We start from the raw sequence: 21,086 nt of genomic DNA on the forward strand, positions 1-21,086 counted from the left end.
CCGGGTCTGTGAGGTAAGGCTCAGTTGGCGGACCTGCGCACTAGTCGCGATCTATCGCGTCTGGGTACGCTGGGGTGGTGGACCTCGACAAGAATCAATCAGCGGGCTCCGGCCGCGGACACCCTCAGCAGCCGCAGCCGACCGTCCCCGCGGTGCCCGCCGAGCCCGCCCTCCGGGCGTCGGACGCGGACCGCGACCGGATCGCGGACATCCTGCGCGACGCCATGGCCGAGGGCCGGCTGACCGCCGAGGAGCACTCCGACCGTATCGACGCGGTCTACCGTGCCAAGACCGTCGCCGAACTGGAGCCGCTGGTCCAGGACTTGCCCGCCCCCGGCGGCGACGCCCGGCGTGAGCCGGCCTCGGCGGCGTACGAACCGGCCGACCCCTCGATGCCGGTCGCGGCGGAGAATCTGGTCGCAGTCTTCAGCAGCTCGACGCGCAAGGGCCGCTGGCGGATCGGCGGCAGGACGAACGTCTTCGCCCTCTTCGGCAGCGTCGAGATCGACCTCACCGAGGCGCTTTTCGGCCAGCGGCTGACCGTGATCAACGCGACCTCGATCTTCGGCAACGTCGAAGTCCGCGTCCCCGAGAACATCACACTGCGCGGCAGCGGAACCGGGATCTTCGGCAACTTCGAGGTCGACACCCTCGAAGCCGGTAACCCCGAGGCGCCGGTCGTGGTGGTCAACGGCTACGCGGTGTTCGGCAACATCGAGGCGAAACCCAAGCGCGGAAAGCGCATCGCGGACCTGCACGGTCGCATGCGCAAACACCTCGGGTACTGACGCCGGTCGAGACGGTTCGAAACCCTGTGCATAGGCGTGCGCACAGCGGGTAGGGACTGCTGCATCGCTGCTCGCTCCCGAAGCCGTCGTCAGGAGTAGACCGTGCTGCATCCGCCGCATCAGTCCCTGCAGGTCGCCGCCGTTCCGTCGCAGCGCGCGCCGGCCCGGGAGCAGGCCGGCCCATGGCACACGGAGGCGGTGTGCCGCCGGGACGAAGCCGGGCTGTTCTTTGCCCCGTCGAAGGAACCGACGGCCGCGAGGCTGGCGCGGGAAGAGGCCGCGAAGCGCGTCTGCGCGCGGTGCCCCGTGATGGTCGAGTGCCGGGAGCACGCGCTGCTCCAGCCCGAGCCGTACGGCGTGTGGGGCGGCCTGACCGCTGCCGAGCGCCGGGTGGTCCTGGCGAGGCGTCGGCGGCGCGAGATGGAGCTCGGTCAAGCGGCGCAGGCGGGAAGGATCGCCGCCGCCGGCTGACCGGCTGATCAGGACATGAGGAAAAGGGGCGCCCCCCGCCGTACAGCCGGGGCCGCCCCTTTCTCGTGCCGATTCGTACAGGTGCTGCGTACAGGTGCTACTTCGCGCGGTCGAAGTCGATGGCGCTGTAGGCGCGCAGCTTCGAGAGGCGGTGCGTCGAGTCGATCTGGCGGATCGTGCCCGACTTGGAGCGCATCACCAGGGACTGGGTGGTGGCGGTCTCCGAGCGGTAGCGGACGCCGCGCAGCAGCTCGCCGTCCGTGATGCCGGTGGCGACGAAGAACACGTTGTCGCCGCTGACCAGGTCGTTCGTGTGCAGCACGCGGTCGAGGTCGTGACCCGCGTCCAGCGCGCGCTGACGCTCGGCCTCGTCCTTGGGCCACAGCTTGCCCTGGATGGTGCCGCCGAGGCACTTGATCGCGCAGGCCGAGATGATGCCCTCGGGCGTACCGCCGATGCCCATGAGCATGTCCACGCCGGTGCCTTCGCGCACCGCCATGACCGAGCCCGCGACATCGCCGTCCGAGATGAACTTGATACGGGCGCCCGTCTCGCGGATCTCCTTGACGATGCCCTCGTGACGGGGGCGGTCCAGGATCATCACGGTGACGTCTTCGGGCATCGAGTTCTTGGCCTTGGCTACCCGGCGGATGTTGACCGAGACGGGGGCGTTGATGTCGACGAAGTCGGCAGCCTCCGGACCGGTGACCAGCTTCTCCATGTAGAAGACCGCGGACGGGTCGAACATGGTGCCGCGGTCGGCGGCGGCGAGCACGGCGATGGCGTTCGGCATGCCCTTGGCGTTGAGCGTGGTGCCGTCGATCGGGTCGACGGCGATGTCGACCTCGGCGCCGGTGCCGTCACCCACGCGCTCCCCGTTGAAGAGCATCGGGGCTTCGTCCTTCTCGCCCTCACCGATGACGACGATGCCGTTCATCGATACGGTCGAGACGAGCGTCCGCATGGCCTTCACCGCTGCGCCGTCCGCGCCGATCTTGTCACCGCGGCCGACCCACCGCCCGGCGGCCATGGCAGCGGCCTCGGTGACCCGGACGAGCTCAAGGGCCAGGTTGCGGTCGGGGGCCTCGGGAGAGACCTCGAGCTGAGACGGAAGATGGTGCTCGGTCATCGGAGCGCACCTTTCTGTACGGCGACGGCCGGAGTAAAGAGGGTGCTGCCGACTCTATCGGTACGTCGACAAAATGAGCAGAGGGGGGCACGTATGAGCGGCATATCGGGATGAGATGCCCCTCGCGCGGGCCGTGGGGCGGCATGGGGGACGATGGGGGCGTGGCAGGTATGAAAGGCAAGCAGACGATCCGGGACATGGTGCTGTCCATGGCGGCGATCGGTGCCGTCGTCGCGGGCATCTACACGCTGATCCCGCACGACGATTCGGCGGACCCGGTCAAGGCGGTCGACTACCGGGTGGAGCTCATCACGGCCCGGCGGGCGGCACCGTATCCGGTGGCGGCCCCGGTCGGGCTTCCGGAGACCTGGAAGCCGACGTCGGTCTCGTACGACCGGGAGGGCGGCGACGCCTGGCATCTGGGCTTCCTGGACCCGGAGCGGGAGTACGTCGCGGTCGAGCAGTCGAGCGGCCCCGTGGAGAAGTTCGTCCACAAGGTCAGCCAGAAGGCGACGAGGACCGAGAAGACCGTGCGGGTCGGCGGCGAGAGCTGGCAGCGCTGGGAGGGCCCGAAGTACGACGCGCTGGTGCGCGAGGAAAAGGGCGCCACGACGGTGATCACGGGGACGGCGTCGCAGGAGCGGCTGGCGGAGATGGCCGAGGCACTGGAAGCGAAGAAGCCCGGGACGAAGTCCTGAGACGAGACGTGACGTGTACGACGAAGCCGCCGCACCTTCGGGGTGCGGCGGCTTCGTCGTACGTGATCGGCCTGCTCAGACGGTCGTGATGACCTCGTCGTAGGCCAGGCGCGGAGAGCGCGGGAACCACGCGTCGTCGCCCGGCTTGCCGATGTTGACGACCATCAGCGGGGTGTGGTCGTCGTCCAGGAACTCCTTCTGGACGCCGGCGAAGTCGAAGCCGGTCATGGGGCCCGCGGCCAGGCCGGCGGCCCGGACGCCGACGATGAAGTACGCGGCCTGGAGGGCGGCGTTGAGACCGGCGGCCGACTCGCGGACCGGGCGCTCCGAGAAGAACATGTCCTTGGCCTGCGGGAAGTGCGGCAGCAGGGCCGGGAGTTCCTCGTGGAACTCGTTGTCGGCGGCGAGGATCGCGACCAGCGGGGCGGCGGCGGTCTTCGGCTGGTTGCCCTCGGCCATGTGCGCGACGAGGCGCTCGCGGGCCTCGGGGGAGCGGACCAGGACGACGCGCAGCGGCGACTGGTTGAACGCGGTCGGGCCGAACTTGACCAGGTCGTAGATCGCCTGGACCTGCTCCTCGGTCACCGGCTCGTCGGTGAACGTGTTCGCGGTGCGGGCCTCGCGGAAGAGGAGGTCCTGGGCGGCGGGGTCAAGAACGAGAGACATGCGGCTTACCTTCCGGACGTGCAAGGGGATCAGGCTGTGACCTCACCGTATGGCGAAGTAGGTTAAGTTTCAACTAAAAGCGTGCCGCAGTGATCCGCTTCACAGCGAACCCACTTCCGCCCTGCCCTCAGCTCTCGTCGGCGAGCGAGGCGTCCAAGCGGGCCCTTGCCCCGTCCAGCCAGCGTCGGCACACCTTTGCCAGCTCCTCGCCGCGCTCCCAGAGCGCGAGCGACTCCTCCAGCGTCGTACCGCCCGCTTCCAGGCGCCGTACGACGTCGATCAGCTCGTCCCGGGCCTGTTCGTACCCGAGGGGCGTCGCTGCTTCGTCCGTCTGTGCCATGTGATCCACCTTAGGTATGAGCTGATACGAGCTGGGAAAAGACTGCGGCTGAGCGAGGCGGGACCGGCGTCGCCCTACTCCGCGACCCGCGCTGTGAACTCGCCCTCCGCCACCCGCGCCCGCAGCTCGTCGCCGGGCGCGACCTCGTCCGGCGAACGGACCACCGCACCGTCCGCCCGCTGGAGCACCGCGTAACCCCGCTCCAGGGTGGCCGCCGGCGACAGCGCCACCACTCTGGCCCGGGTGTGCGACAGCTCCGAGTCCGCGCGGTCCAGCAGGTGCCCCAACGTGCGCCGGCTGCGCGCCACCAGGGCGTCGACCTCCGCCTCGCGGTCCTCCACCATCCGGTGCGGCCGCTCCATCACGGGCCTGGCCAGCGCGTGCGCCAGCCCGCGCTCCTCGCGGTCCAGCAGGCCCCGTACGGTCCGCAGCGCCCGGTCGCGCAGCAGCTGGACGCGGTCCAGCTCCTCGCCGACGTCCGGCACGACCTTCTTCGCCGCGTCCGTCGGCGTCGACGCCCTGAGGTCCGCCACCAGGTCGAGCAGCGGCGAATCCGGCTCGTGGCCGATGGCGGACACCACCGGCGTACGGCAGCCGAACACGGTCCGTACGAGCTGCTCGTCCGAGAACGGCAGCAGGTCCTCCACGCTGCCGCCGCCCCGCGCCACGATGATCACGTCGACCTCCGGCAGCTCGTCCAGCTCCTTGACCGCCTGGACGACCTGCGCGACCGCGCTCACCCCCTGCACCGCCACGTTCCGCACCTCGAAGCGGACGGCCGGCCAGCGCCGCCGCGCGTTCTCCAGTACGTCGCGCTCGGCCGCCGACGCCCGGCCCGTCACCAGCCCGACGCACTGCGGCAGGAACGGCAGGGGCCGCTTGCGGTCCAGCGCGAAGAGCCCCTCGCTCGCCAGTACCTTCTTCAGCTGCTCCAGCCTGGCGAGCAGCTCGCCGATCCCCACCGGCTTTATCTCCGTGGCCCGCAGCGACAGCTGGCCGCGCGGCGCGTACCACTCGGGCTTCGCGCGCACCACGACCCGCGCGCCCTCCGCCACCACGTCGGCGATCGGGTCGAAGACCTGCCGGAAGCACGTCACGCCCACCGAGATGTCGTGCGAGGGGTCACGCAGCGTCAGAAAGACGACCCCGGCGCCGGGCCGGCGCGAGATCTGCGTGATCTGTCCCTCCACCCACACCGCTCCGAGCCGGTCGATCCACCCGCCGATGAGGCGCGAGACCTGACCGACCGGAAGCGGGGCGTCCGCGGACGTGTTCAGAGCCATGTACGAAGGCTAGCCGTCGGCACTGACACCCAGGCCGGTCCGGCGCCCCCGTTGCACGAACACCACGATCAGCCCCACCACCAGCCACACCGCGCCCACGATCTGCGCCGCGCCCGAGGCCTCCACGATCACCGCGACCGCCACCGCCGCCCCCAGCACCGGCAGCAGCACGTGCCGCCACCACACCGGCGGCCCCTCCATCCTCCGTACGGCGAACCAGCTCACCACCGACACGTGCAGCAGCACGAACGCCGTCAGGGCCCCGATGTCGACCACCGACACCAGATGGTCCAGGCCGTCGTCGCGCCGCGACGCCCACACCGCCGCCACCAGCGTCACCACGGCCGCCACCCCCAGCGCGAGGCGCGGCACGCCGGAGGCGGCGTCGACCTTCGCCAGTACGCGCGGCAGCCGCCCCTCCCTGGCCATCGCGAACAGCAGCCGCCCGGCCGCCGCCTGCCCCGCCAGCGCCGCGAACGCCGCGCCGATCGCCTTGCTCACCGCCACCAGATCGCCCAGCCAGGTCCCGACCGAGGCGTCCACCGCGTCGTAGAAGGCCGTCCCCTGCTTCCCCGGCTCGGCGGCGAACTCCGCCGCCGACACCGGCTGGAGCAGTGCCGCCAGATACGTCTGCGCCACGAACAGCACGCCCGCGAGACCCAGGCAGACCAGCACGGCCCGTGCCACCTTCGCCGAACCGCCCGTCACCTCCTCCGCGAACGACGCGATCGCGTCGAACCCGAGATACGACAGCACCGCCACCGACACGGCTCCCAGGACCGCCGCTACCGAGAAACCACCCAGCGAACCGTCACCGGTCAGCGGCGACAGCCAGCCGCGCCGCGCCCCGTCCTGCATCAGCACCACGACGGCGGCCACCACGAAGACCCCCAGCACCACGATCTCCATGGCCAGCACCGCGAAGCCCACCCGCGCGGCCGCCCGGACGCCCCACATGTTCAGCCCCGTGGTCACCACCACCGCGAGCGCCGTCCACACCCACTGGGAAACGGACGGCACGAGCGCGTGCATCGCGATTCCGGAGAAGAGATAGGCGACCGCGGGGATGAGCACGTAATCGAGCATCGCCATCCACCCGGCGATGAACCCGGGGCCCTCGCCGAGCGCCTTGCGCGCGTACGCGAAGACCGAGCCCGCCTGGGGGACCACCCGCACCATTTGGGCGTAACTGAATGCGGTGAACGCCATGGCGACCGTCGCGACGAGATAGACCAGCGCCACCGCGCCGTGCGACTTGGCGTCGAGCGTCCCGAAGACGCCGACGGGCGCCATGGGGGCGATGAAGAGCAGCCCGTAGACGACAAGATCCCGGAATCCGAGACTCCGCCGCAGCCCCTCCGTGTCCTTCACGGTCACGGTCATCGCGCCTCCGTACGTAGAACCGGCGTCCAGTCTTGATCACCGAGGCGGTCTTCCGCGTCCCCTGGCCTCCGTGGCGCGGCCTTACGATGGGGAACATGACTGCTACTGCCGCCCGTCGTGTCCTTCTCGCCGCTCCCCGTGGCTACTGCGCGGGCGTGGACCGTGCCGTGATCGCCGTGGAGAAGGCCCTGGAGCAGTACGGGGCGCCGATCTACGTCCGGCACGAGATCGTCCACAACAAGTACGTCGTACAGACCCTGGAGAAGAAGGGCGCGATCTTCGTCGACGTGACGGCGGAGGTCCCCGAGGGCTCGATCGTCATGTTCTCCGCGCACGGCGTCGCGCCGACCGTGCACGAGGAGGCCGCCGAGCGGAAGCTCGCGACGATCGACGCGACCTGCCCGCTGGTCACCAAGGTCCACAAGGAAGCGGTCCGCTTCGCCAAGGAGGACTACGACATCCTTCTGATCGGCCACGAGGGCCACGAGGAAGTCATCGGCACCTCCGGCGAGGCCCCCGACCACATCACCCTGGTCGACGGCCCCGACGACGTCGCCAACGTTTCCGTGCGCGACGAGTCGAAGGTCGTCTGGCTCTCCCAGACCACGCTCTCGGTCGACGAGACGATGGAGACGGTCGACGCCCTGAAGGAGAAGTTCCCGAACCTGCTCTCGCCCCCCAGCGACGACATCTGCTACGCCACGCAGAACCGTCAGATCGCGGTGAAGAAGCTGGCCGAGGACGCGCAGCTCGTCATTGTCGTGGGCTCCAAGAACTCCTCCAACTCGATCCGCATGGTCGAGGTCGCCCTGGACGCCGGCGCCCCCGCCGCGCACCTGGTGGACTTCGCGGACGAGATCGACGAGGCCTGGCTGGAAGGCGTCACCACGGTCGGCCTCACCTCCGGCGCCTCGGTGCCCGACGTACTGGTCGACGGCGTACTGGAGTGGCTGGCCGAGCGCGGCTACGGCGACGTGGAGACGGTGAAGACCGCCGACGAGTCGATCACCTTCTCGCTGCCCAAGGAGCTCCGCCGCGACCTGCGCGCCGAAGCGGCCCGCCTCTCCGGAAAGTGACTTTCAGCGACACTGTCAGCCGCGCACCGTAACGTTGTGACCATGAACGTGTTCGGAGTGGACATCGGCGGATCCGGCATCAAGGGCGCTCCCGTGGATCTGGAGCGCGGCGACCTGGCGGAACCGCGGCACAAGGTACTGACCCCGCACCCGGCAACGCCCGACGACGTGGCCGGGTGCGTGCGTGAGGTCGTCGGCAATTTCGGCTGGAGCGGCCCGGTCGGCATCACCTTCCCCGGTGTGGTCACGGGAGGCATCACCCGTACCGCGGCGAACGTCGACAAGGGCTGGATCGACGTCGACGCGCAGGCCCTGCTGGGCGACCGCCTCGGCCTGCCCGTCACCGTACTGAACGACGCCGACGCGGCCGGGGTCGCCGAGATGACGTTCGGCGCGGGCGCGGGTCGCAAGGGCACAGTCTTCTTGCTGACGTTCGGTACGGGCATCGGCAGCGCGCTCTTCATCGACGGCGCCCTCGTACCGAACACCGAGCTCGGCCACCTGGAGCTGAACGGTCACGACGCGGAGAAGCACGCCTCCACGAAGGCCAAGGAGGACGAGGACCTGAGCTGGGAGCACTGGGCGCACCGGGTGCAGAAGTACCTGGCGCACGTCGAGATGCTGTTCTCGCCGGAGCTCTTCGTCATCGGCGGCGGAGTGAGCCGCAAGGCCGAGAAGTTCCTGCCGCTGATCAAGGGCATCCGCGCCGAGATCGTCCCCGCGCAGCTCCAGAACAACGCGGGGATCGTGGGCGCGGCGATGGCGGCAGGCGCCGCCTCCTAGCTACTCCGCCTGCTCCACACCTACTCCAGCTATTCCACCAGCTACTCCACAGGGTCCGGGCTGGGCCGCCGGGCGGCGCGCTGGGCGGCGGCCTGGGTCGCTCGCCGCCGAGTCATCAGCCGCACTTTGCGTACGCTCGCGATGAGCCCGGCGATGAGCGTGCCGCCGTACAGCCAGCCCGCGTGCACGGCGAGCGCCGTGACCACCGCCATGATCTGGCTGCCGAACCCGCCGGCGCCCCCGGCGATCGGCACCAGACCGACGGCGAAGGCGATGGGTACGGCGATCGGCGCCGTGACCAGGTCGGCCGGCCGCACCCACAGTGCGGTCAGCGCGCTCACCGGCAGGAACAGCAGCCCGTACACGATCGGCGAACCGTCGAACAGCAGCCAGTCGAGACCGCCGAGCACCAGCATCACGGCGGAGGCGAACAGCCCGCTGCCGAGCCCGGTCAGCCGCGGGTTGGGCAGCCGCCGCAAGGCGAGGACGACAGGCGGCACGGGACGTGCCGGTCTCGCCGCCACCCGGTAGACGGCGGCGGCGTCGGCGGACCCGCCCGAGGGGAGCAGGGGGGTCTGCGACCGTTGCTGGGGACGAGGGGGACGTGCCCTGTGTTGCTCCACCCGGACAACGTAGGTCGCAGAGAGGGAGGAATCAGGCGCAGGACACGCCCTTTGGTCGACCTTGGCCGTGCGTTCGATGCCACGTGGCCGATCGAAGGCCTCTCGAGCCACTCCGGCGGGGCCTCGTCAGGCCCCGCCGGGTTCCCGTCGTCGGCCCCGCGCCGCCCGCCCGTAAACTGGGGGATCGGTCCACTCCCGGGCCAGTCCTCACTCCAGGAAGTCGCCAACGTGTCGCTCACGATCGGAATCGTCGGTCTGCCGAATGTCGGCAAGTCGACCCTGTTCAACGCCCTGACCAAGAACGACGTGCTGGCGGCCAACTACCCGTTCGCCACCATCGAGCCGAACGTCGGCGTGGTCGGCGTCCCCGACCCGCGCCTGGCCACTCTCGCCAAGATCTTCAGCTCCCAGAAGATCCTTCCCGCCACGGTCGACTTCGTCGACATCGCCGGCATCGTCCGCGGCGCCTCGGAGGGCGAGGGCCTGGGCAACAAGTTCCTGGCGAACATCCGCGAGTCCGACGCGATCTGCCAGGTCATCCGTGCCTTCAAGGACGAGAACGTCGTACACGTCGACGGCAAGGTCTCGCCGAAGGACGACATCGAGACGATCAACACCGAGCTGATCCTGGCGGACCTCCAGTCGGTGGAGAAGGCGGTTCCGCGCCTGACGAAGGAGTCCCGTCTCCAGAAGGAGAAGGTCGCGGTCCTGGCGGCGGTGGAGGAAGCCCAGAAGATCCTCGAAGCGGGCACGACCCTCTTCGCGGCGGGCATCACGGCCGGCACCGAGAAGGGGCAGCTCCTCCACGAGCTCCACCTCCTCACCACCAAGCCCTTCCTCTACGTCTTCAACGTCGACGAGGACGAGCTGGTCGACGAGGACTTCAAGAACGAGCAGCGCGCACTCGTCGCCCCCGCCGAGGCGATCTTCCTCAACGCGAAGATCGAGTCCGAGCTGATCGAGCTCGACGACGACGAGGCCCTGGAACTGCTCCAGTCCATGGGCCAGGAAGAACCCGGCCTCACCACCCTCGGCCGTGTCGGCTTCGACACCCTGGGCCTCCAGACCTACCTGACGGCAGGCCCCAAGGAGACCCGCGCCTGGACCATCAAGAAGGGCGCGACGGCCCCCGAGGCGGCCGGTGTGATCCACACCGACTTCCAGAAGGGCTTCATCAAGGCCGAGGTCATCTCCTTCGCCGACCTGGTCGAAACCGGCTCGGTCGCCGAAGCCCGCGCGAAGGGCAAGGCCCGCATGGAGGGCAAGGAGTACGTCATGCAGGACGGCGACGTGGTGGAGTTCCGCTTCAACGTGTAGTGGGTGACATACCACCACGTCACTGATCTGGCAAACGTCCAGGTCAGAAGGGGTCCAGCCTTTCGAGGCTGGGCCCCTAAGTTTTTCCCGTGCTGGATCGGTGCTGGATAATCTGACACCTCGTCACCTGTCATCACCCCTCATCACCTGCACCGTGCTGGATCGGTGCTGGGTGACTCTGACTGTCTTGGAGGGCGTCTCGCGGGCCGTCCGCATTCTCCTTATGTCCGCTTTCTATGCGACTGAAGAATGAGACCGGAAGGCACTCAAATACTCCTTGTTCTCGAACAGGCGTTCCATGTTCTACTGGCGGAACATGACGTTCCGAAGGGGGAGGACTGCCTTGTCCAGCCGCATGAAGTCCGCGTTTGTCGACCTGCTCGCCATACCCGAGCGAGGCCACGGGCATCGGGCGTCAGCGGCTCTCGGATACGGCCTACTGGCCACCGCCGTCGTCTTCACGGGAACCATGGCGGTCGTCGAGGACGGTCACGGCCAGGCAGCGAAAAGGACCCCCTTCGCCGCCGTGCCCGACCAAGGGCCCGGCGAGGCCGACATGCCCGGCAACGACGTGGAGACGGGCGAAGAGGCGGCCCCCTCGAAGGGGCAGGCGCAGCCCGCGCCGGTCTACAGCGACGACGAGCGCGACGGATACGTCCCGACCTACTTCGACGGGCACGGCGGCATCGCAGGCGTCCCGCTGACCGAAGAGCAGCGTCGAGCCGTCATGGCCGAGGCTGCCCGCCGAGGCATGTCGAAGGAAGCAGCGCACGCCCTCGCGTACGGCGAGGAGGACGGGGCCGACGACGATGCCGTTCTGGCGGACGGGAAAGAGCACCAGCCGATCTACCGGCAGGTTGCACCCGAGGAGGTCGAACATGCCTCGGTCGAGACTCCTGCCCGAAGCGCTAGCGGCGGTAAGCCAGTGAAGCAGGGGCGACGCGAAGGCGCCGGCACTCAGGGGCGACGGGACGAGGAGCGACAGGCTGGGCAGGGGAAGAACCAGGGTCGAGCGCCGGGGGAGAATCAGAAGCGCGAGAAGGCGTCCCTTACCGATGTCTTCGAGGAGGAGCTGAAGGAGCAGATCCCGGACCCGATCGAGGATGTCCTCGGGCCCTTCAACCCGTTCCGCGCGTTCCTGACAGACCTGAGCATGTACGGCGTCGATGTCGAGCTTGAGGTGTCCGAGCCCGACCCGATAACTGACACAGTCACAGTCACGGGCTCTACGACGGTCAGCGACGACGTGGCGGTCACCGTCGAGGCGGAGGTACCCGTCGAGGAGTCGCGACCCGGCGAGCGGAAGCCGTGCACGATTACGACGACCGTGACGCACCCGGAGACAGGCGTCGTGAAGTCGGAGAGTACGGCGATCGTGCACGACCCGGACGACGTTCCGCGAGTGGCTGTGAACGAAGTCGTAGATGCGGTTTTGGAGGCCAGCGACGGGACGCGGGCCGAGGAGAAGGCTGTCCGGGAGGCCGTCGAAGACCTCGCGGACGCTCACGATCTTTGAGGGTGGCCTATCAGAAGCCGGTGACGGGCTGCCCGGTCAACCGCTGGGCGACCTGCCACAACATGCCGCCTCGCGATGCCTTTACGAGCACCTTGTCACCAGGCAGAAGGATCTTTTCGAGCAGGGCTGCGGCCGTCTCGTTGTCGGCGACCATCGCAACGTCGGGCACACCAGCCGCGCCCGCGTATAGAACGAGCTGCTTCACCATGTCCCCGCCGACGCCGATCACCATGTCCACACCCAGCTCGCCAGCCATGCGACCAACGGAACGATGGGCCTCCACGGCTTCGTCGCCCAGCTCCAGCATCTCGCCCAGTACGGCGATCGTTCGTCCGCCTACCGGCTTGGCCTCTGCCTCGGCCACGTCGGTGGCGGTCGAACCGTCTGCCTCGGTCATCGGGACTCTCCGTTGGTCAGGGGAGCGAAGGTAATCGCGCGGCCGGTGTAAGAGAGGGCCAGGCGGCTGAGCGGAACGCTGTCGTGCCTCTGGCCCCACGCGGACGGGTCGCGGAAGTGGATGGTTGGGTCTGGGCCGTCTTCGTATCCGCGCAGGATGACGAGGTGGCCGCCTGAACGCCCGTCGTCGGGGAACTGCTCGGTCACGGACACGATGAGTGGTGCTTCATCGATCCGGGCCGGCAGTTCCTCGACGAGGACGGGTTCAGCGGTCGAGGGAACTCCAAGCTCGGTGGCCAGGCGTGCGATCCCTGCGTGTAGGGCTCCGCGGGGCGTCAGCACTTCGTTCTTCACAGCCAGTTTGAGGAGTTCCGTCACTGTGGGCGCCTCCTGACCGTAGGCCAGGAGAATCATTCGGAGCGACGCCAGGCCGCACGCCCGGTTGGACCACTCGGTCCGGTCTCCCAGTGCCCACCCTCCATGTTGTTCCCACTCTTCGGAGGAGATGAGCTGTCGGCACATGGGGACATCGTGGACGCGCGGCACAGCGGCAAGCTCCTACTGCTAGGCGGCAGCCTCCCGCGTCGCAGTGGGCCCAGGGAACACGGGAGCGGGCAGGGGGACATCGTACGGCGGCCGGGCCAGGGCCTCATGCAGCATCGCCAGCACGACATCCGTGTGTGCGAGCCCGACCATCGCCGCCCCCACCACGAAGTTGCTGTCTCGGGACATGCCGGGCGTGCTGTTCACCTCCAGCACGTACGGCTCGCCGTCCTCGGTCAGGATGAAGTCGATGCGCGCCGAGCCGCGCAGGCCGAGGCCGTCCCACAGCGTTTGGGCATATCGGGTGACCTTGGCCAGCACGTCGGGCGTCAGCTCGGCGGCCTGCACGGTGACGGCACCCTTCGACTCCACGTCGAGCTTGGTGTCGGCGTCGTAGAACTCTGCTTCGGCCACCTCGGTGGTGAGCGGGGGAAAGGCGACGACGGGGCCGCCGGGCAGCTCCAGCAGGCCCACGGTCAGTGGTGTGCCGCTCATGTAGTCCTCGATCAGAACATCTGCACCCTCTTCGCCAGCCGCCTTGGCCAGGGCGCGAGGCAGATCTGCCGCTTCGCGCACAAGGCTCATGCCGACGCTCGACCCGCCGAACGGCGGCTTGATCATGGCGGGGCGCCCGTTCCAGTTCGCCGGGCCGCCGGACCAGACCCGCCAACCGGGGGTCGGGACGCCGAGCGTCAGCATCACCCGCTTGCAGAGGATCTTGTCGGCGGCCACCGCGGATGCGGCGACCCCACTCCCGCAGTAGGGCACGCGAAGGTAGTCGAGGAGACCCTGCAACCGGCCGTCCTCGCCGTATGGGCCGTGGAGATTCGAGAGCGCCACGTCGCAAGCGGCCAGGTCCGCGATGAAGCCGGGCTCGGTGGGGTCCAGCACGCTCCATTGGGCGCCGATCTCGTCGAGTGCCTCGCCCAGGGCGGTCACGGACCGCTGCTCGACGGGGCACTCCGAGTGGTAGAGCCTGTCTTCGGCGGACACAGGGCCGTAGACGAGGGCGACGCCGAGGCCCTGCCGGCTACGTCCCCACTCGCGCAGCTCCTCGGCGGCCTTCTGTACCGCGAGCTGGGAATCGGGGCTGAGAAGGAGGGTCATGCAAGCACTCCCGAGAAGGTGTGGGTGACCGGGCCGCCAACCCAAGCGGTCCGGGTAGGACGGTCATCGTGCGGACGGACGGTGAGCGGCTCACCGGCCTGGTTGTGGACCGTGACGCCACGCTTGGCGACGAGTCCGCGCATGGTGGCGATGACGACGGCCGCGACGGCGCCGCTACCGCAGGAGAGGGTCTCTGCCTCGACGCCGCGCTCGTAGGTGCGGATCTTGAGCGCTTGGCGGCCGAGGTGCTGGACGAAGTTGACGTTTGTGCCGAGTGGCGCCAGGTTCTTGTGGTGCCGGACGACTCGGCCGACTACGTCCGCGTGGATGGCGTCTACGTCTTCCACGACGGCGACGACGTGTTCCGTGCCGGTGTGCGCACTGTCGAACCACGTCGGCCTGCCGTTGATGATCGTCTGTAAGACGCGGGGTTGGATGGCGCCCACTTCGGCCGTGACCCACACGGAATCGCCGTCGACCCTGGCCTCGTGCATGACGCCTGCCATGCGGAGCTGCATCGTGTGCAAGCCCTGATCGCACTTGGCCACCCACGCCGCACAGCGGAGCGCGTTGCCGCACATCGTTGCGACCGACCCGTCTGCGTTGAAGCAGGCGACTTCGAGCACGTTGGCGTCGTCCTCGGCGGGACGGCTGATGACCAGGCCGTCGGCACCGACGCCGGTACGCCTCGCACACAGGCGCTCTGCCGTCTTGGCCCAGACCGTGGCGTCTCTCGGTTCCGCGTTGGTGATGAGGACGAAGTCGTTGCCCGCCCCATGGACCTTGCGAAATTCCATGCCAAAGCTCCTCGCGTCGTGCGGTGAAGGTGTTTGGTACGAAGCCCGAGCGGGCTGATCAGATGGGGCGGAAGACGGTGCGCGCCTTGCGCATGACCCAGGGCGGCCGTCCGGCGAAGTGCAGGACGCGAACGGAAGCGGTGCCCGCGGACCTCATGTCCCGTATCCGCTGGTACCTGCCGCCGAGGAGAACGAAGTCACCGATACGGACCTCGTTCGGTGTGCTGTGCATCTTTACGGTGTTGGTCGGGATGGGCGGCGCCTCGGCGCGTGCAGCCTTGCTGCTCTGGTGGACGTACTGCATTCAGCCCCTCCAGATTTCGAACGCGATGGCGCCGCCGATGAGAAAGACAGCCGTCATGTAGGCGACCTGCTGGGCGCGGTGATTCATCGGGCTCCGACCAAGAGGTTCTCGACGCGCTGTTGGACGGCTTCGATACCGATCTCGGAAAGAGGCATCCAGGCCGCTGCGCCCGTCTCGATTGCGGAGGGGAAGACGGCGCCGGAGTGCGCGCGAAACAGGTAGCGGATGCCAACTCGGAGGCGAGGGCCGTAGTGATGGTCTCCCGGCTTGGTCACGTCGACCAGGAAGGCGCCCTCGGCGCCGGGTTGGGTCCACACGTCCCGAATACCGACCTGCTCAGCCAACAGGCGCAGAGCGGCACCGCTGAGGGTGTCGTCCTCGTCTTCCGGCTCGGCCTCGGCGAGGGCGTAGCGGGTTCCGTTCCGTAGGCAGAGGACGCAGCCATCCTCGTTCACGACGACGGCCCCCGTCACGACGAGAGGGCAACGCTGCTCGTGGGTGCAAGCTCGGCGCCGGGAGTGGTCAACAGCGGCGTCGTACACCGGCATCAAGGCCATCCGCTCGGCCGGGTGCTCGTAGATGTAGTGCGAGAGCTCACGGATGATCTGGTCTTCCTTGACGCTCACGGCGCACCCTGCCCGTTGCGTTCGGTGTAGATCCAGAGGAGTCGTCGAGTGAGCGTTGCGGCGTCCCGGAGGTAGAGGAACGCGCCGAAGGCCGCGGTGTTCTCGGACGGCCGGTTCTTGGGGTCGATCAGGTTGTTGCCCTTGCGGACGAGCTCCCGTACGTCCGCGTCTTCGTCCGCCCCCAAGTCCTCGCCGAGAAGAGAGTTGAGCTGCTGGACGATGGCCGGCGTGACGCCGTCTATGTCCGCTCGGGTCGAGGAGTCCATGCGCATGGTGAGGACGGATTCAGTGCGTGAGGAGATCGCCTCAACGTCGATGGCGGCCGAGCGTTCGTCCACCGTGTTCCTGGCTAGTCCCTTTTCCTTGCCGATACTTGCCAACGTCATCACTGCCCCCTCCGGGCACGTTTTGAGCCGTGCCAATAAAGCTAGAAAGAGGGACAGTTAAGGGGCCACGAGTGTGCCCGGACTTGCCAGGGATTCACCCTAGAGAGTCGATGGCTGCGGTGATGATTTCACGCGCAGCGGCGCCCGTGACGGCAAGTTCGGCCAGCTCAGCGAACGTCTGGGCATACATGGCAAGTTCGTGCCGCTGAACGATGGTGAGGTGTGCCGAGACCAGCTCGACGTTCACCAGCTCATCGTCGTAGAGGAAGAACCCCTCGACGGGCCACAGGCCCGAGCGGTCGGCGTCCTGGGGGATGATGCCGATGCTGATGGAGGGGAGAGCCATGGCGCTCAGCAGATAGCCCAGTTGACCCGCCATCACATCGGTGCCGCCGATCCGGGTGCGGAGGACGCTTTCCTCCAGGAGGATGGCGAACGTGTGCTTCCCGTAGACGACCTGTTGCTTCTCGACGCGTACTTTCACTGCCGCCGGTACGTCGTCGATGAGTCCTCGGCGATTGCGGAGGGAAGTCAGAAGGGCGCTGATGTACGAGGCCGTCTGTACAGGGCCAGGAATGAGCCACGGCGAGTAGATGCGGAAGCGTTCCGTGCGCTCCCAGAGAGGGACCACGGACTCCTGAGCCGTCTTGAGACCGTTGGACTCCATATCTCGCCACTCGACGTACATGCCCTCGATTCCGCGGGCCGTCGAGATGAGGTCTTCCGCTTCGCTGTGCGCGTCGCAGGCGGCGCACCAGTCGCGAAGGTCGCGCTCCGAGGGGGCGCGGGTGCCCCTCTCGAAGCGCGAAGCCTTCGATTCGTGCCAACCGCAACGTTTGGCCAACTCCCGCTTGGTGATTCCGGCTGCGAGGCGGATGTCAGCCAGTCGTTTTCCGAGCGCTTTGCGGGCTTCCTGGACGCTCGAAGATGGTGATGTCATGTCGATGCGGCTAGAGCTGTCAGATCAGCTCGAACTCTGCGTGTGGAGTCGCCCGCTGCCACACGGCTTCGAAGGCCGAGTCACAGAGCTTCGCCACTTCCGGGTCTTCTGTCAGCTCCAGCAGCATGTTCTCGCCCTCGCCGTCGAAGTGGTTGACGAGTACGAGGCTGGAGTCGAACAGCCAGAAGTCGTTGCCCGGAAGCGCCAGGCCGGTCGCGTTTCGTCGCGAGAGCCAGCGCACGCTTTCCCCAGCCGCGATGTTCAGCCCGTCCGTCACGTCGTGCTCGAAGCGGATGTACTCGCTGACGGGCATCGAAACGATGCGGGCACGCCGGACCTCGACGCCCCGCGAGGTCGCTTCCGTGACGATCGCGTGCCAGTCGGCCCAGCGCTCGGCAGGGTCGAGGGCCACGCCGGCCTTCCAGTCGATGAAAGCCCGGTCGGACTTCATGTAGGCGTCGCGCATCTCCAGGTGGACGGCTGTCCTCTGGCAGTCGCGGAACAGCTCCTCAAACGTCGGGGTCCGCGTCATCCTTCTTCACCTCCGAGTCGGCGTCCTTGGTCTCCTGGCTCAGCTCCATGAAGAACTGCACCATGCGCCGGGGGATCTCTACCACCGACTCGTGACCGGGAATGTCCATCGCCGCCAGGCGCTCGGCCTCCTCCACCTTCCACCCCTGAACGAGGTAGGTGTCCTTCTCGTCGTCGAGGTAGATGGTGGGCGATCCGCCGCTAGGACTCTCCGGGTCTTTGCCGAGCTTAACCAGGGCCATGATGTCCTCCTCGAACGTCGGTGACGATCTGTGTGCCTGAGCTTGCCCGTGACATCGCAGCGGGGCGAGGAACTTGCCAGAACTTGCCAGGACTTCGAAGAAGACACTAGGCGGACGAGGCGGGAGGGACGAGCAGTTGATCAGCCGCATACGGCCGTGACCTGGCCCAATCTGATCCCTCACCGCCGCGTCCTGGCCTATGCGGCAGCCTCCAGCTCGTCGTACCCATCGATGTAGGTCCGGCCGTTCAGCCACGCGGCGAGCTTGCCCACGCCGCGTTCGACGCGGTACCGCACCGCCCGGTCGGTCACTCCGTCTCGGGCAGCGATCAGGGCGTCCGGCCAGTCGAGGGCGAACCGCAGGAACAGGGCCCGTCGCTCACCCAGTTCGAGCGGGCAGGCCGCCCAGGCTCGGCGGATGTCGGCGAGGTGGGCGAACAGAGAATCCGCGGCCCGCTTATCGACGCTGCCCTTCGGCATGTCCGCGTCCGGGGCGGCCGGGTTCCGGAGACCGTACGCGGCCTCTGGCGACCACACTGCCGGGAGGAGGTGCTCGATGACCCGGCGGTCGTACGTACTCACAGGAGACCCTTCTCGGCCCCGTTCAGGGCCGCCTCGTAGGACAGGTGCCGCGACTGGTGGCGAAGGTCCGTGAGCCACGCGTTGCGGAGCTGCTGACACAGCCAGCGGTGCAGGAGGCCGGGACCGGCCGCGAGCATCTCGCGCGCTTCGCTGGCCTTTTCCGCGACGACGAGCGCGGCTTCCTGCCGGGCGTCGTCGCGCTCCAGGGCGAGCCCGTACTCCGTGCCGAACTTGCGGGCCACCACGTCGATCACGCGCTGAACCTGCGGGTCGTCGAGGAGAGACCAATCGTGGGTGACGCTCACCGGACCACTTCCTTGATGGGGGTGTGGCCGTCCTTCGTCACCGCGACGATCAGGCCGGGTGCCCCCGTCGTTCCCTTCGCGTGCCGCCACCAGGTCGATTCGCTCTCCATGGCCGGAGGCTGAAGGAAGGTGCGCGGGCCGTCCGTGTCCACGTGCTCGTGGTGGAGGTGACCGGCAAGGAGAAGGTCCGCCTGGTGCATCGCGGACGCTTTGTTGAAGGCTTGCCCCTTCCACCACTCGAAGTGCCGGCCGGGCCTCCACTGGTGCCCGTGGGCGTGGGCCACAGTGGTGCCCGAGCAGTCGACGACCACGGTCAGTTCGTCCGTGTCCGGCACGTAGAACTCGACGTGGCCGAACCGCTCGGGGTCCAGCGCCAGGGCGTCGCGGACACAGATCAGGGACTCGGTGTCGTGGGAGTCGTCGTAGCGCGTCACGCCCCGGCCCGCGATGCGGACCGCCTCGCCGTGGTTGCCGGGCACTGCGGCCATCGAGACGCGGGAGGCGAGCGGCGCCATGGTCAGGGCGCCGTGCAGCATGACGCGCCGGGTAAGGCGGATCTGCTCCGTGAGCGTCAGCGAGGTCCGCCAGGCGTTCGAGCCGTTCTGCGACACGAAGCCCTCGACGTGATCACCGAGCCACCCCATGTGTACGTGTCCGATGTCGAAGCGCCGCCGGTACACGTCGAGGAGCTCGGCCGCGCGGTCGATGCACTCGACCGTGCGCTTCAGGGTGCCCGCCGGGCCGTCGCCGTCAGCCTTGCCGAACTGCATGTCACCGAGGGCGATCACGAACGTGTGGTCACCCTCATCGGCCTTGGCAACCTGCCGGGGCTGGTGGTTGTCGATGGCCGCCAGGAGCTCGTCAATGTCCAGGCCGGACCGGTCGGCGGGCGTCTTCTTCGCGAACTGGAAGCGCGCCGAGACGCCAGTCTCGCCGTTCGGCATCGTCCACTCGCTCGACCGGAAGCCCTTCACCTCCCAGTCGGCCGGATCGAGGCCCTGAGCCGTCAAGCAGGCCGCCGCGCTGCCCTGCGGGTCCATGCTCTCGGGGCCGCGAACGGTGACTTCGGCAGCGTCGCCGCTCACCTCGATCTGCCGGGTGAAGTCCCGGTCCGGATCGGTCTGGCGAGCCGGGATGGTCGGACCCACGGGCTTCGACAGGAGCTCGTCGAGGAGGTTGCTCAAGAATCGTTCGCTTCCTGGCGCAGTCGGCGCCGGTACGTGCGGATGGTGGAGGCGGACACGCGGTGTCCGTAGCGGTCGAGAATCCAGACGAGATCCTCGGCGGCCGTGTCGTTCATGAGGTGGCGCTCGAACGCCTCCCTCTCGGCCCCGTCGAGGGCCGCCCAGATCGCCTGAAGCCGGGGGCCCGGCCGCCCAGGCAGGTCACAGCGCGTCGTCACGGCGCCTCCCGGCCGAGGGACTCCACCGCCGAGATCGCGAGGGCCGCCAGGCGGATCAGCCCGGCCCGGATGTGCTCCGGCTCGCTCTCGGCGAGCGTGCGGTACGCCTGCGCCAGGACGGCGGAGTCCCAGCCGGGAACGCCGTCGAACTTGCGGGCCGTGTCCGCCGCCATCCACCGATTCGCCTCGCGCTCGTGGTGCTCCCGGCCCTTCCGCGGGTTATGGCCGCCCGCGACCGGCATGGACTGGCCGGAGTACGCCTTGCGGGCCGCCTTCACCTCCGCGAGGACAGCCGTCGCGGGGTCGGGCCTCCGCGCCGGCCTCTTGGTCGTCGTCTTCTTCGCGGTCGTCTCGGTCACTTCGTCTTGCTCGCTTCGTCAATCAGGGAGAGGAGGGCGTCAGCGCCTCCGGCCTTGTATGTCTCGGTCACGTCGCCATCGCGCAGGCGGACGCCTCGGGCCGATCGCAGGGACTTGCACACGCGGGTGACCAGCTCGGCCCCCGCCTCGTCCGGGTCACCCCAGACCCACACCCGAGAGAAGCCCGCCAGCATCCGGCGGTGCCTCGGTTGCCAGAGGGCGGCCCCTGGCACGCCGACCGCGTGGAGGCCGAGACGGCGGAGGGTGATCGCGGCGAGCTCGCCCTCCGTCACGTGGATCTCGTCGCCCGCCGCGTGGATCGCGTCCACCCCGTACAGCCGGGGCGGGTCGTCCTTCAGGGTGTTGTACTTCCCGTGCCGGTAGGTTCGGTGGTCGTGGTCTTCCAGGCAGCGGAAGCGGATGGTGAGTGGGTGCCCGTCGTGCGCCAGGTACGGGATCGCGAGGCGGCCCACCTGCCGCTCGTGGCCGGGGTG

At 68.5% G+C, this 21,086-nt stretch carries 29 protein-coding genes; 7 read left to right on the forward strand and 22 right to left on the reverse strand.

Features of this window, described 5'->3' with window-relative positions; all coding sequences use genetic code 11:
- Positions 1–77: 77 nt before the first annotated feature.
- Complete coding sequence (locus tag AC1P0E_RS22010; RefSeq protein ID WP_482743853.1) at positions 78–788, forward strand: DUF1707 SHOCT-like domain-containing protein; 711 nt, start codon at positions 78–80, stop codon at positions 786–788.
- 102 nt (positions 789–890) lie between these two features.
- The gene (locus tag AC1P0E_RS22015; protein ID WP_482743854.1) at positions 891–1,259 is read left to right on the forward strand and encodes a WhiB family transcriptional regulator; all 369 of its coding nucleotides are present in this window, start codon (positions 891–893) and stop codon (positions 1,257–1,259) included.
- Positions 1,260–1,356: 97 nt separating this feature from the next.
- Here AC1P0E_RS22015 and glpX read toward each other — a convergent pair whose 3' ends face one another.
- Complete coding sequence (gene glpX, locus AC1P0E_RS22020) at positions 1,357–2,388, reverse strand: class II fructose-bisphosphatase (protein WP_482743855.1); 1,032 nt, start codon at positions 2,386–2,388, stop codon at positions 1,357–1,359.
- Between the two features lie 161 nt (positions 2,389–2,549).
- On the opposite strand from glpX, the gene AC1P0E_RS22025 reads away from it, so the two are divergent.
- Entirely contained in the window at positions 2,550–3,086 is a 537-nt protein-coding gene (locus AC1P0E_RS22025; RefSeq protein ID WP_482743856.1) for a DUF4245 domain-containing protein, read from the forward strand.
- 75 nt (positions 3,087–3,161) lie between these two features.
- Here the strand turns inward: AC1P0E_RS22025 and AC1P0E_RS22030 are convergent, their stop codons facing one another.
- The 4 genes from AC1P0E_RS22030 to AC1P0E_RS22045 form a co-directional block, all read right to left on the reverse strand.
- Positions 3,162–3,752 (reverse strand): malonic semialdehyde reductase, encoded by a 591-nt coding sequence (locus AC1P0E_RS22030; protein WP_482743857.1) that lies wholly within the window; start codon positions 3,750–3,752, stop codon positions 3,162–3,164.
- Between the two features lie 127 nt (positions 3,753–3,879).
- Positions 3,880–4,092 carry an exodeoxyribonuclease VII small subunit gene (locus AC1P0E_RS22035; protein WP_482743858.1) on the reverse strand — a complete coding sequence of 71 codons (213 nt, stop codon included), beginning with the start codon at positions 4,090–4,092 and terminating at the stop codon, positions 3,880–3,882.
- A 74-nt stretch (positions 4,093–4,166) separates the two neighbouring features.
- Positions 4,167–5,375 carry an exodeoxyribonuclease VII large subunit gene (gene xseA / locus AC1P0E_RS22040; protein ID WP_482743859.1) on the reverse strand — a complete coding sequence of 403 codons (1,209 nt, stop codon included), beginning with the start codon at positions 5,373–5,375 and terminating at the stop codon, positions 4,167–4,169.
- Between the two features lie 9 nt (positions 5,376–5,384).
- Positions 5,385–6,758 carry an APC family permease gene (locus AC1P0E_RS22045; protein ID WP_482743860.1) on the reverse strand — a complete coding sequence of 458 codons (1,374 nt, stop codon included), beginning with the start codon at positions 6,756–6,758 and terminating at the stop codon, positions 5,385–5,387.
- Between the two features lie 86 nt (positions 6,759–6,844).
- Here AC1P0E_RS22045 and AC1P0E_RS22050 point away from each other — a divergent pair, with 86 nt between their 5' ends.
- Both AC1P0E_RS22050 and ppgK read left to right on the forward strand, forming a co-directional pair.
- On the forward strand, positions 6,845–7,834 hold the full coding sequence (locus AC1P0E_RS22050; RefSeq protein WP_482743861.1) for a 4-hydroxy-3-methylbut-2-enyl diphosphate reductase: 990 nt from the start codon (positions 6,845–6,847) through the stop codon (positions 7,832–7,834).
- Positions 7,835–7,876: 42 nt separating this feature from the next.
- A complete protein-coding gene (ppgK, locus tag AC1P0E_RS22055) occupies positions 7,877–8,617 on the forward strand; it encodes a polyphosphate--glucose phosphotransferase (RefSeq protein ID WP_482743862.1) in 741 nt (246 codons plus the stop codon).
- A gap of 41 nt (positions 8,618–8,658) precedes the next feature.
- Here the strand turns inward: ppgK and AC1P0E_RS22060 are convergent, their stop codons facing one another.
- Complete coding sequence (locus tag AC1P0E_RS22060; RefSeq protein WP_482743863.1) at positions 8,659–9,240, reverse strand: DUF6542 domain-containing protein; 582 nt, start codon at positions 9,238–9,240, stop codon at positions 8,659–8,661.
- Between the two features lie 228 nt (positions 9,241–9,468).
- Between AC1P0E_RS22060 and ychF the strand changes: the two genes are divergently transcribed.
- Positions 9,469–10,557, forward strand: a complete 1,089-nt coding sequence (gene ychF, locus AC1P0E_RS22065) for a redox-regulated ATPase YchF (RefSeq protein ID WP_482743864.1) — start codon at positions 9,469–9,471, stop codon at positions 10,555–10,557.
- A 298-nt stretch (positions 10,558–10,855) separates the two neighbouring features.
- A complete protein-coding gene (locus AC1P0E_RS22070; RefSeq protein WP_482743865.1) occupies positions 10,856–12,073 on the forward strand; it encodes a hypothetical protein in 1,218 nt (405 codons plus the stop codon).
- A 10-nt stretch (positions 12,074–12,083) separates the two neighbouring features.
- Here AC1P0E_RS22070 and AC1P0E_RS22075 read toward each other — a convergent pair whose 3' ends face one another.
- From AC1P0E_RS22075 to AC1P0E_RS22150, 16 genes are all read right to left on the reverse strand, one after another.
- Positions 12,084–12,470, reverse strand: a complete 387-nt coding sequence (locus AC1P0E_RS22075; RefSeq protein WP_482743866.1) for a glutamate ligase domain-containing protein — start codon at positions 12,468–12,470, stop codon at positions 12,084–12,086.
- Positions 12,467–12,991 carry a C39 family peptidase gene (locus AC1P0E_RS22080; protein ID WP_403500207.1) on the reverse strand — a complete coding sequence of 175 codons (525 nt, stop codon included), beginning with the start codon at positions 12,989–12,991 and terminating at the stop codon, positions 12,467–12,469. Before AC1P0E_RS22080 ends, AC1P0E_RS22075 begins: the two co-directional genes overlap by 4 nt.
- A gap of 42 nt (positions 12,992–13,033) precedes the next feature.
- Positions 13,034–14,119, reverse strand: a complete 1,086-nt coding sequence (locus tag AC1P0E_RS22085; protein ID WP_482743867.1) for a D-alanine--D-alanine ligase family protein — start codon at positions 14,117–14,119, stop codon at positions 13,034–13,036.
- On the reverse strand, positions 14,116–14,916 hold the full coding sequence (gene dapF, locus AC1P0E_RS22090; protein ID WP_482743868.1) for a diaminopimelate epimerase: 801 nt from the start codon (positions 14,914–14,916) through the stop codon (positions 14,116–14,118). Before dapF ends, AC1P0E_RS22085 begins: the two co-directional genes overlap by 4 nt.
- A gap of 58 nt (positions 14,917–14,974) precedes the next feature.
- Entirely contained in the window at positions 14,975–15,220 is a 246-nt protein-coding gene (locus AC1P0E_RS22095; protein ID WP_482743869.1) for a hypothetical protein, read from the reverse strand.
- Positions 15,221–15,303: 83 nt separating this feature from the next.
- Complete coding sequence (locus AC1P0E_RS22100; RefSeq protein ID WP_482743870.1) at positions 15,304–15,846, reverse strand: NUDIX hydrolase; 543 nt, start codon at positions 15,844–15,846, stop codon at positions 15,304–15,306.
- Positions 15,843–16,232, reverse strand: a complete 390-nt coding sequence (locus AC1P0E_RS22105; protein WP_482743871.1) for a hypothetical protein — start codon at positions 16,230–16,232, stop codon at positions 15,843–15,845. Before AC1P0E_RS22105 ends, AC1P0E_RS22100 begins: the two co-directional genes overlap by 4 nt.
- 94 nt (positions 16,233–16,326) lie before the next feature.
- On the reverse strand, positions 16,327–17,172 hold the full coding sequence (locus tag AC1P0E_RS22110) for a helix-turn-helix domain-containing protein (protein ID WP_482743872.1): 846 nt from the start codon (positions 17,170–17,172) through the stop codon (positions 16,327–16,329).
- A 19-nt stretch (positions 17,173–17,191) separates the two neighbouring features.
- Positions 17,192–17,704: a DUF6879 family protein gene (locus AC1P0E_RS22115; protein ID WP_482743873.1), complete on the reverse strand. Its 513-nt coding sequence runs from the start codon at positions 17,702–17,704 to the stop codon at positions 17,192–17,194.
- Entirely contained in the window at positions 17,682–17,945 is a 264-nt protein-coding gene (locus AC1P0E_RS22120) for a hypothetical protein (RefSeq protein ID WP_482743874.1), read from the reverse strand. Before AC1P0E_RS22120 ends, AC1P0E_RS22115 begins: the two co-directional genes overlap by 23 nt.
- 197 nt (positions 17,946–18,142) lie before the next feature.
- Entirely contained in the window at positions 18,143–18,526 is a 384-nt protein-coding gene (locus tag AC1P0E_RS22125) for a hypothetical protein (RefSeq protein WP_482743875.1), read from the reverse strand.
- On the reverse strand, positions 18,523–18,831 hold the full coding sequence (locus AC1P0E_RS22130) for a hypothetical protein (RefSeq protein WP_482743876.1): 309 nt from the start codon (positions 18,829–18,831) through the stop codon (positions 18,523–18,525). The genes AC1P0E_RS22125 and AC1P0E_RS22130 overlap by 4 nt, the downstream gene beginning before the upstream one ends.
- The gene (locus tag AC1P0E_RS22135) at positions 18,828–20,015 is read right to left on the reverse strand and encodes a hypothetical protein (RefSeq protein ID WP_482743877.1); all 1,188 of its coding nucleotides are present in this window, start codon (positions 20,013–20,015) and stop codon (positions 18,828–18,830) included. The genes AC1P0E_RS22130 and AC1P0E_RS22135 overlap by 4 nt, the downstream gene beginning before the upstream one ends.
- The gene (locus tag AC1P0E_RS22140) at positions 20,012–20,233 is read right to left on the reverse strand and encodes a hypothetical protein (RefSeq protein ID WP_482743878.1); all 222 of its coding nucleotides are present in this window, start codon (positions 20,231–20,233) and stop codon (positions 20,012–20,014) included. The genes AC1P0E_RS22135 and AC1P0E_RS22140 overlap by 4 nt, the downstream gene beginning before the upstream one ends.
- On the reverse strand, positions 20,230–20,592 hold the full coding sequence (locus AC1P0E_RS22145) for a hypothetical protein (protein WP_482743879.1): 363 nt from the start codon (positions 20,590–20,592) through the stop codon (positions 20,230–20,232). Before AC1P0E_RS22145 ends, AC1P0E_RS22140 begins: the two co-directional genes overlap by 4 nt.
- Positions 20,589–21,065, reverse strand: a complete 477-nt coding sequence (locus AC1P0E_RS22150; protein ID WP_482743880.1) for a toprim domain-containing protein — start codon at positions 21,063–21,065, stop codon at positions 20,589–20,591. Before AC1P0E_RS22150 ends, AC1P0E_RS22145 begins: the two co-directional genes overlap by 4 nt.
- Between the last annotated feature and the right edge of the window lie 21 nt (positions 21,066–21,086).

Source organism: Streptomyces sp. TRD_SC_5 (assembly GCF_056836825.1).

Coding starts and splice junctions, on each gene's coding strand:
- ppgK (WP_482743862.1), top strand. CDS start 7,877: ATGAACGTGTTCGGAGTGGACATCGGCGGATCCGGCATCAAGGGCGCT.
- AC1P0E_RS22070 (WP_482743865.1), top strand. CDS start 10,856: ATGTTCTACTGGCGGAACATGACGTTCCGAAGGGGGAGGACTGCCTTG.
- AC1P0E_RS22045 (WP_482743860.1), bottom strand. CDS start 6,758: ATGACCGTGACCGTGAAGGACACGGAGGGGCTGCGGCGGAGTCTCGGA.
- xseA (WP_482743859.1), bottom strand. CDS start 5,375: ATGGCTCTGAACACGTCCGCGGACGCCCCGCTTCCGGTCGGTCAGGTC.
- glpX (WP_482743855.1), bottom strand. CDS start 2,388: ATGACCGAGCACCATCTTCCGTCTCAGCTCGAGGTCTCTCCCGAGGCC.
- AC1P0E_RS22050 (WP_482743861.1), top strand. CDS start 6,845: ATGGGGAACATGACTGCTACTGCCGCCCGTCGTGTCCTTCTCGCCGCT.
- AC1P0E_RS22085 (WP_482743867.1), bottom strand. CDS start 14,119: ATGACCCTCCTTCTCAGCCCCGATTCCCAGCTCGCGGTACAGAAGGCC.
- AC1P0E_RS22110 (WP_482743872.1), bottom strand. CDS start 17,172: ATGACATCACCATCTTCGAGCGTCCAGGAAGCCCGCAAAGCGCTCGGA.
- AC1P0E_RS22115 (WP_482743873.1), bottom strand. CDS start 17,704: ATGACGCGGACCCCGACGTTTGAGGAGCTGTTCCGCGACTGCCAGAGG.
- dapF (WP_482743868.1), bottom strand. CDS start 14,916: ATGGAATTTCGCAAGGTCCATGGGGCGGGCAACGACTTCGTCCTCATC.
- AC1P0E_RS22120 (WP_482743874.1), bottom strand. CDS start 17,945: ATGGCCCTGGTTAAGCTCGGCAAAGACCCGGAGAGTCCTAGCGGCGGA.
- AC1P0E_RS22075 (WP_482743866.1), bottom strand. CDS start 12,470: ATGACCGAGGCAGACGGTTCGACCGCCACCGACGTGGCCGAGGCAGAG.
- AC1P0E_RS22080 (WP_403500207.1), bottom strand. CDS start 12,991: ATGTGCCGACAGCTCATCTCCTCCGAAGAGTGGGAACAACATGGAGGG.
- AC1P0E_RS22095 (WP_482743869.1), bottom strand. CDS start 15,220: ATGCAGTACGTCCACCAGAGCAGCAAGGCTGCACGCGCCGAGGCGCCG.
- AC1P0E_RS22030 (WP_482743857.1), bottom strand. CDS start 3,752: ATGTCTCTCGTTCTTGACCCCGCCGCCCAGGACCTCCTCTTCCGCGAG.
- AC1P0E_RS22105 (WP_482743871.1), bottom strand. CDS start 16,232: ATGACGTTGGCAAGTATCGGCAAGGAAAAGGGACTAGCCAGGAACACG.
- AC1P0E_RS22035 (WP_482743858.1), bottom strand. CDS start 4,092: ATGGCACAGACGGACGAAGCAGCGACGCCCCTCGGGTACGAACAGGCC.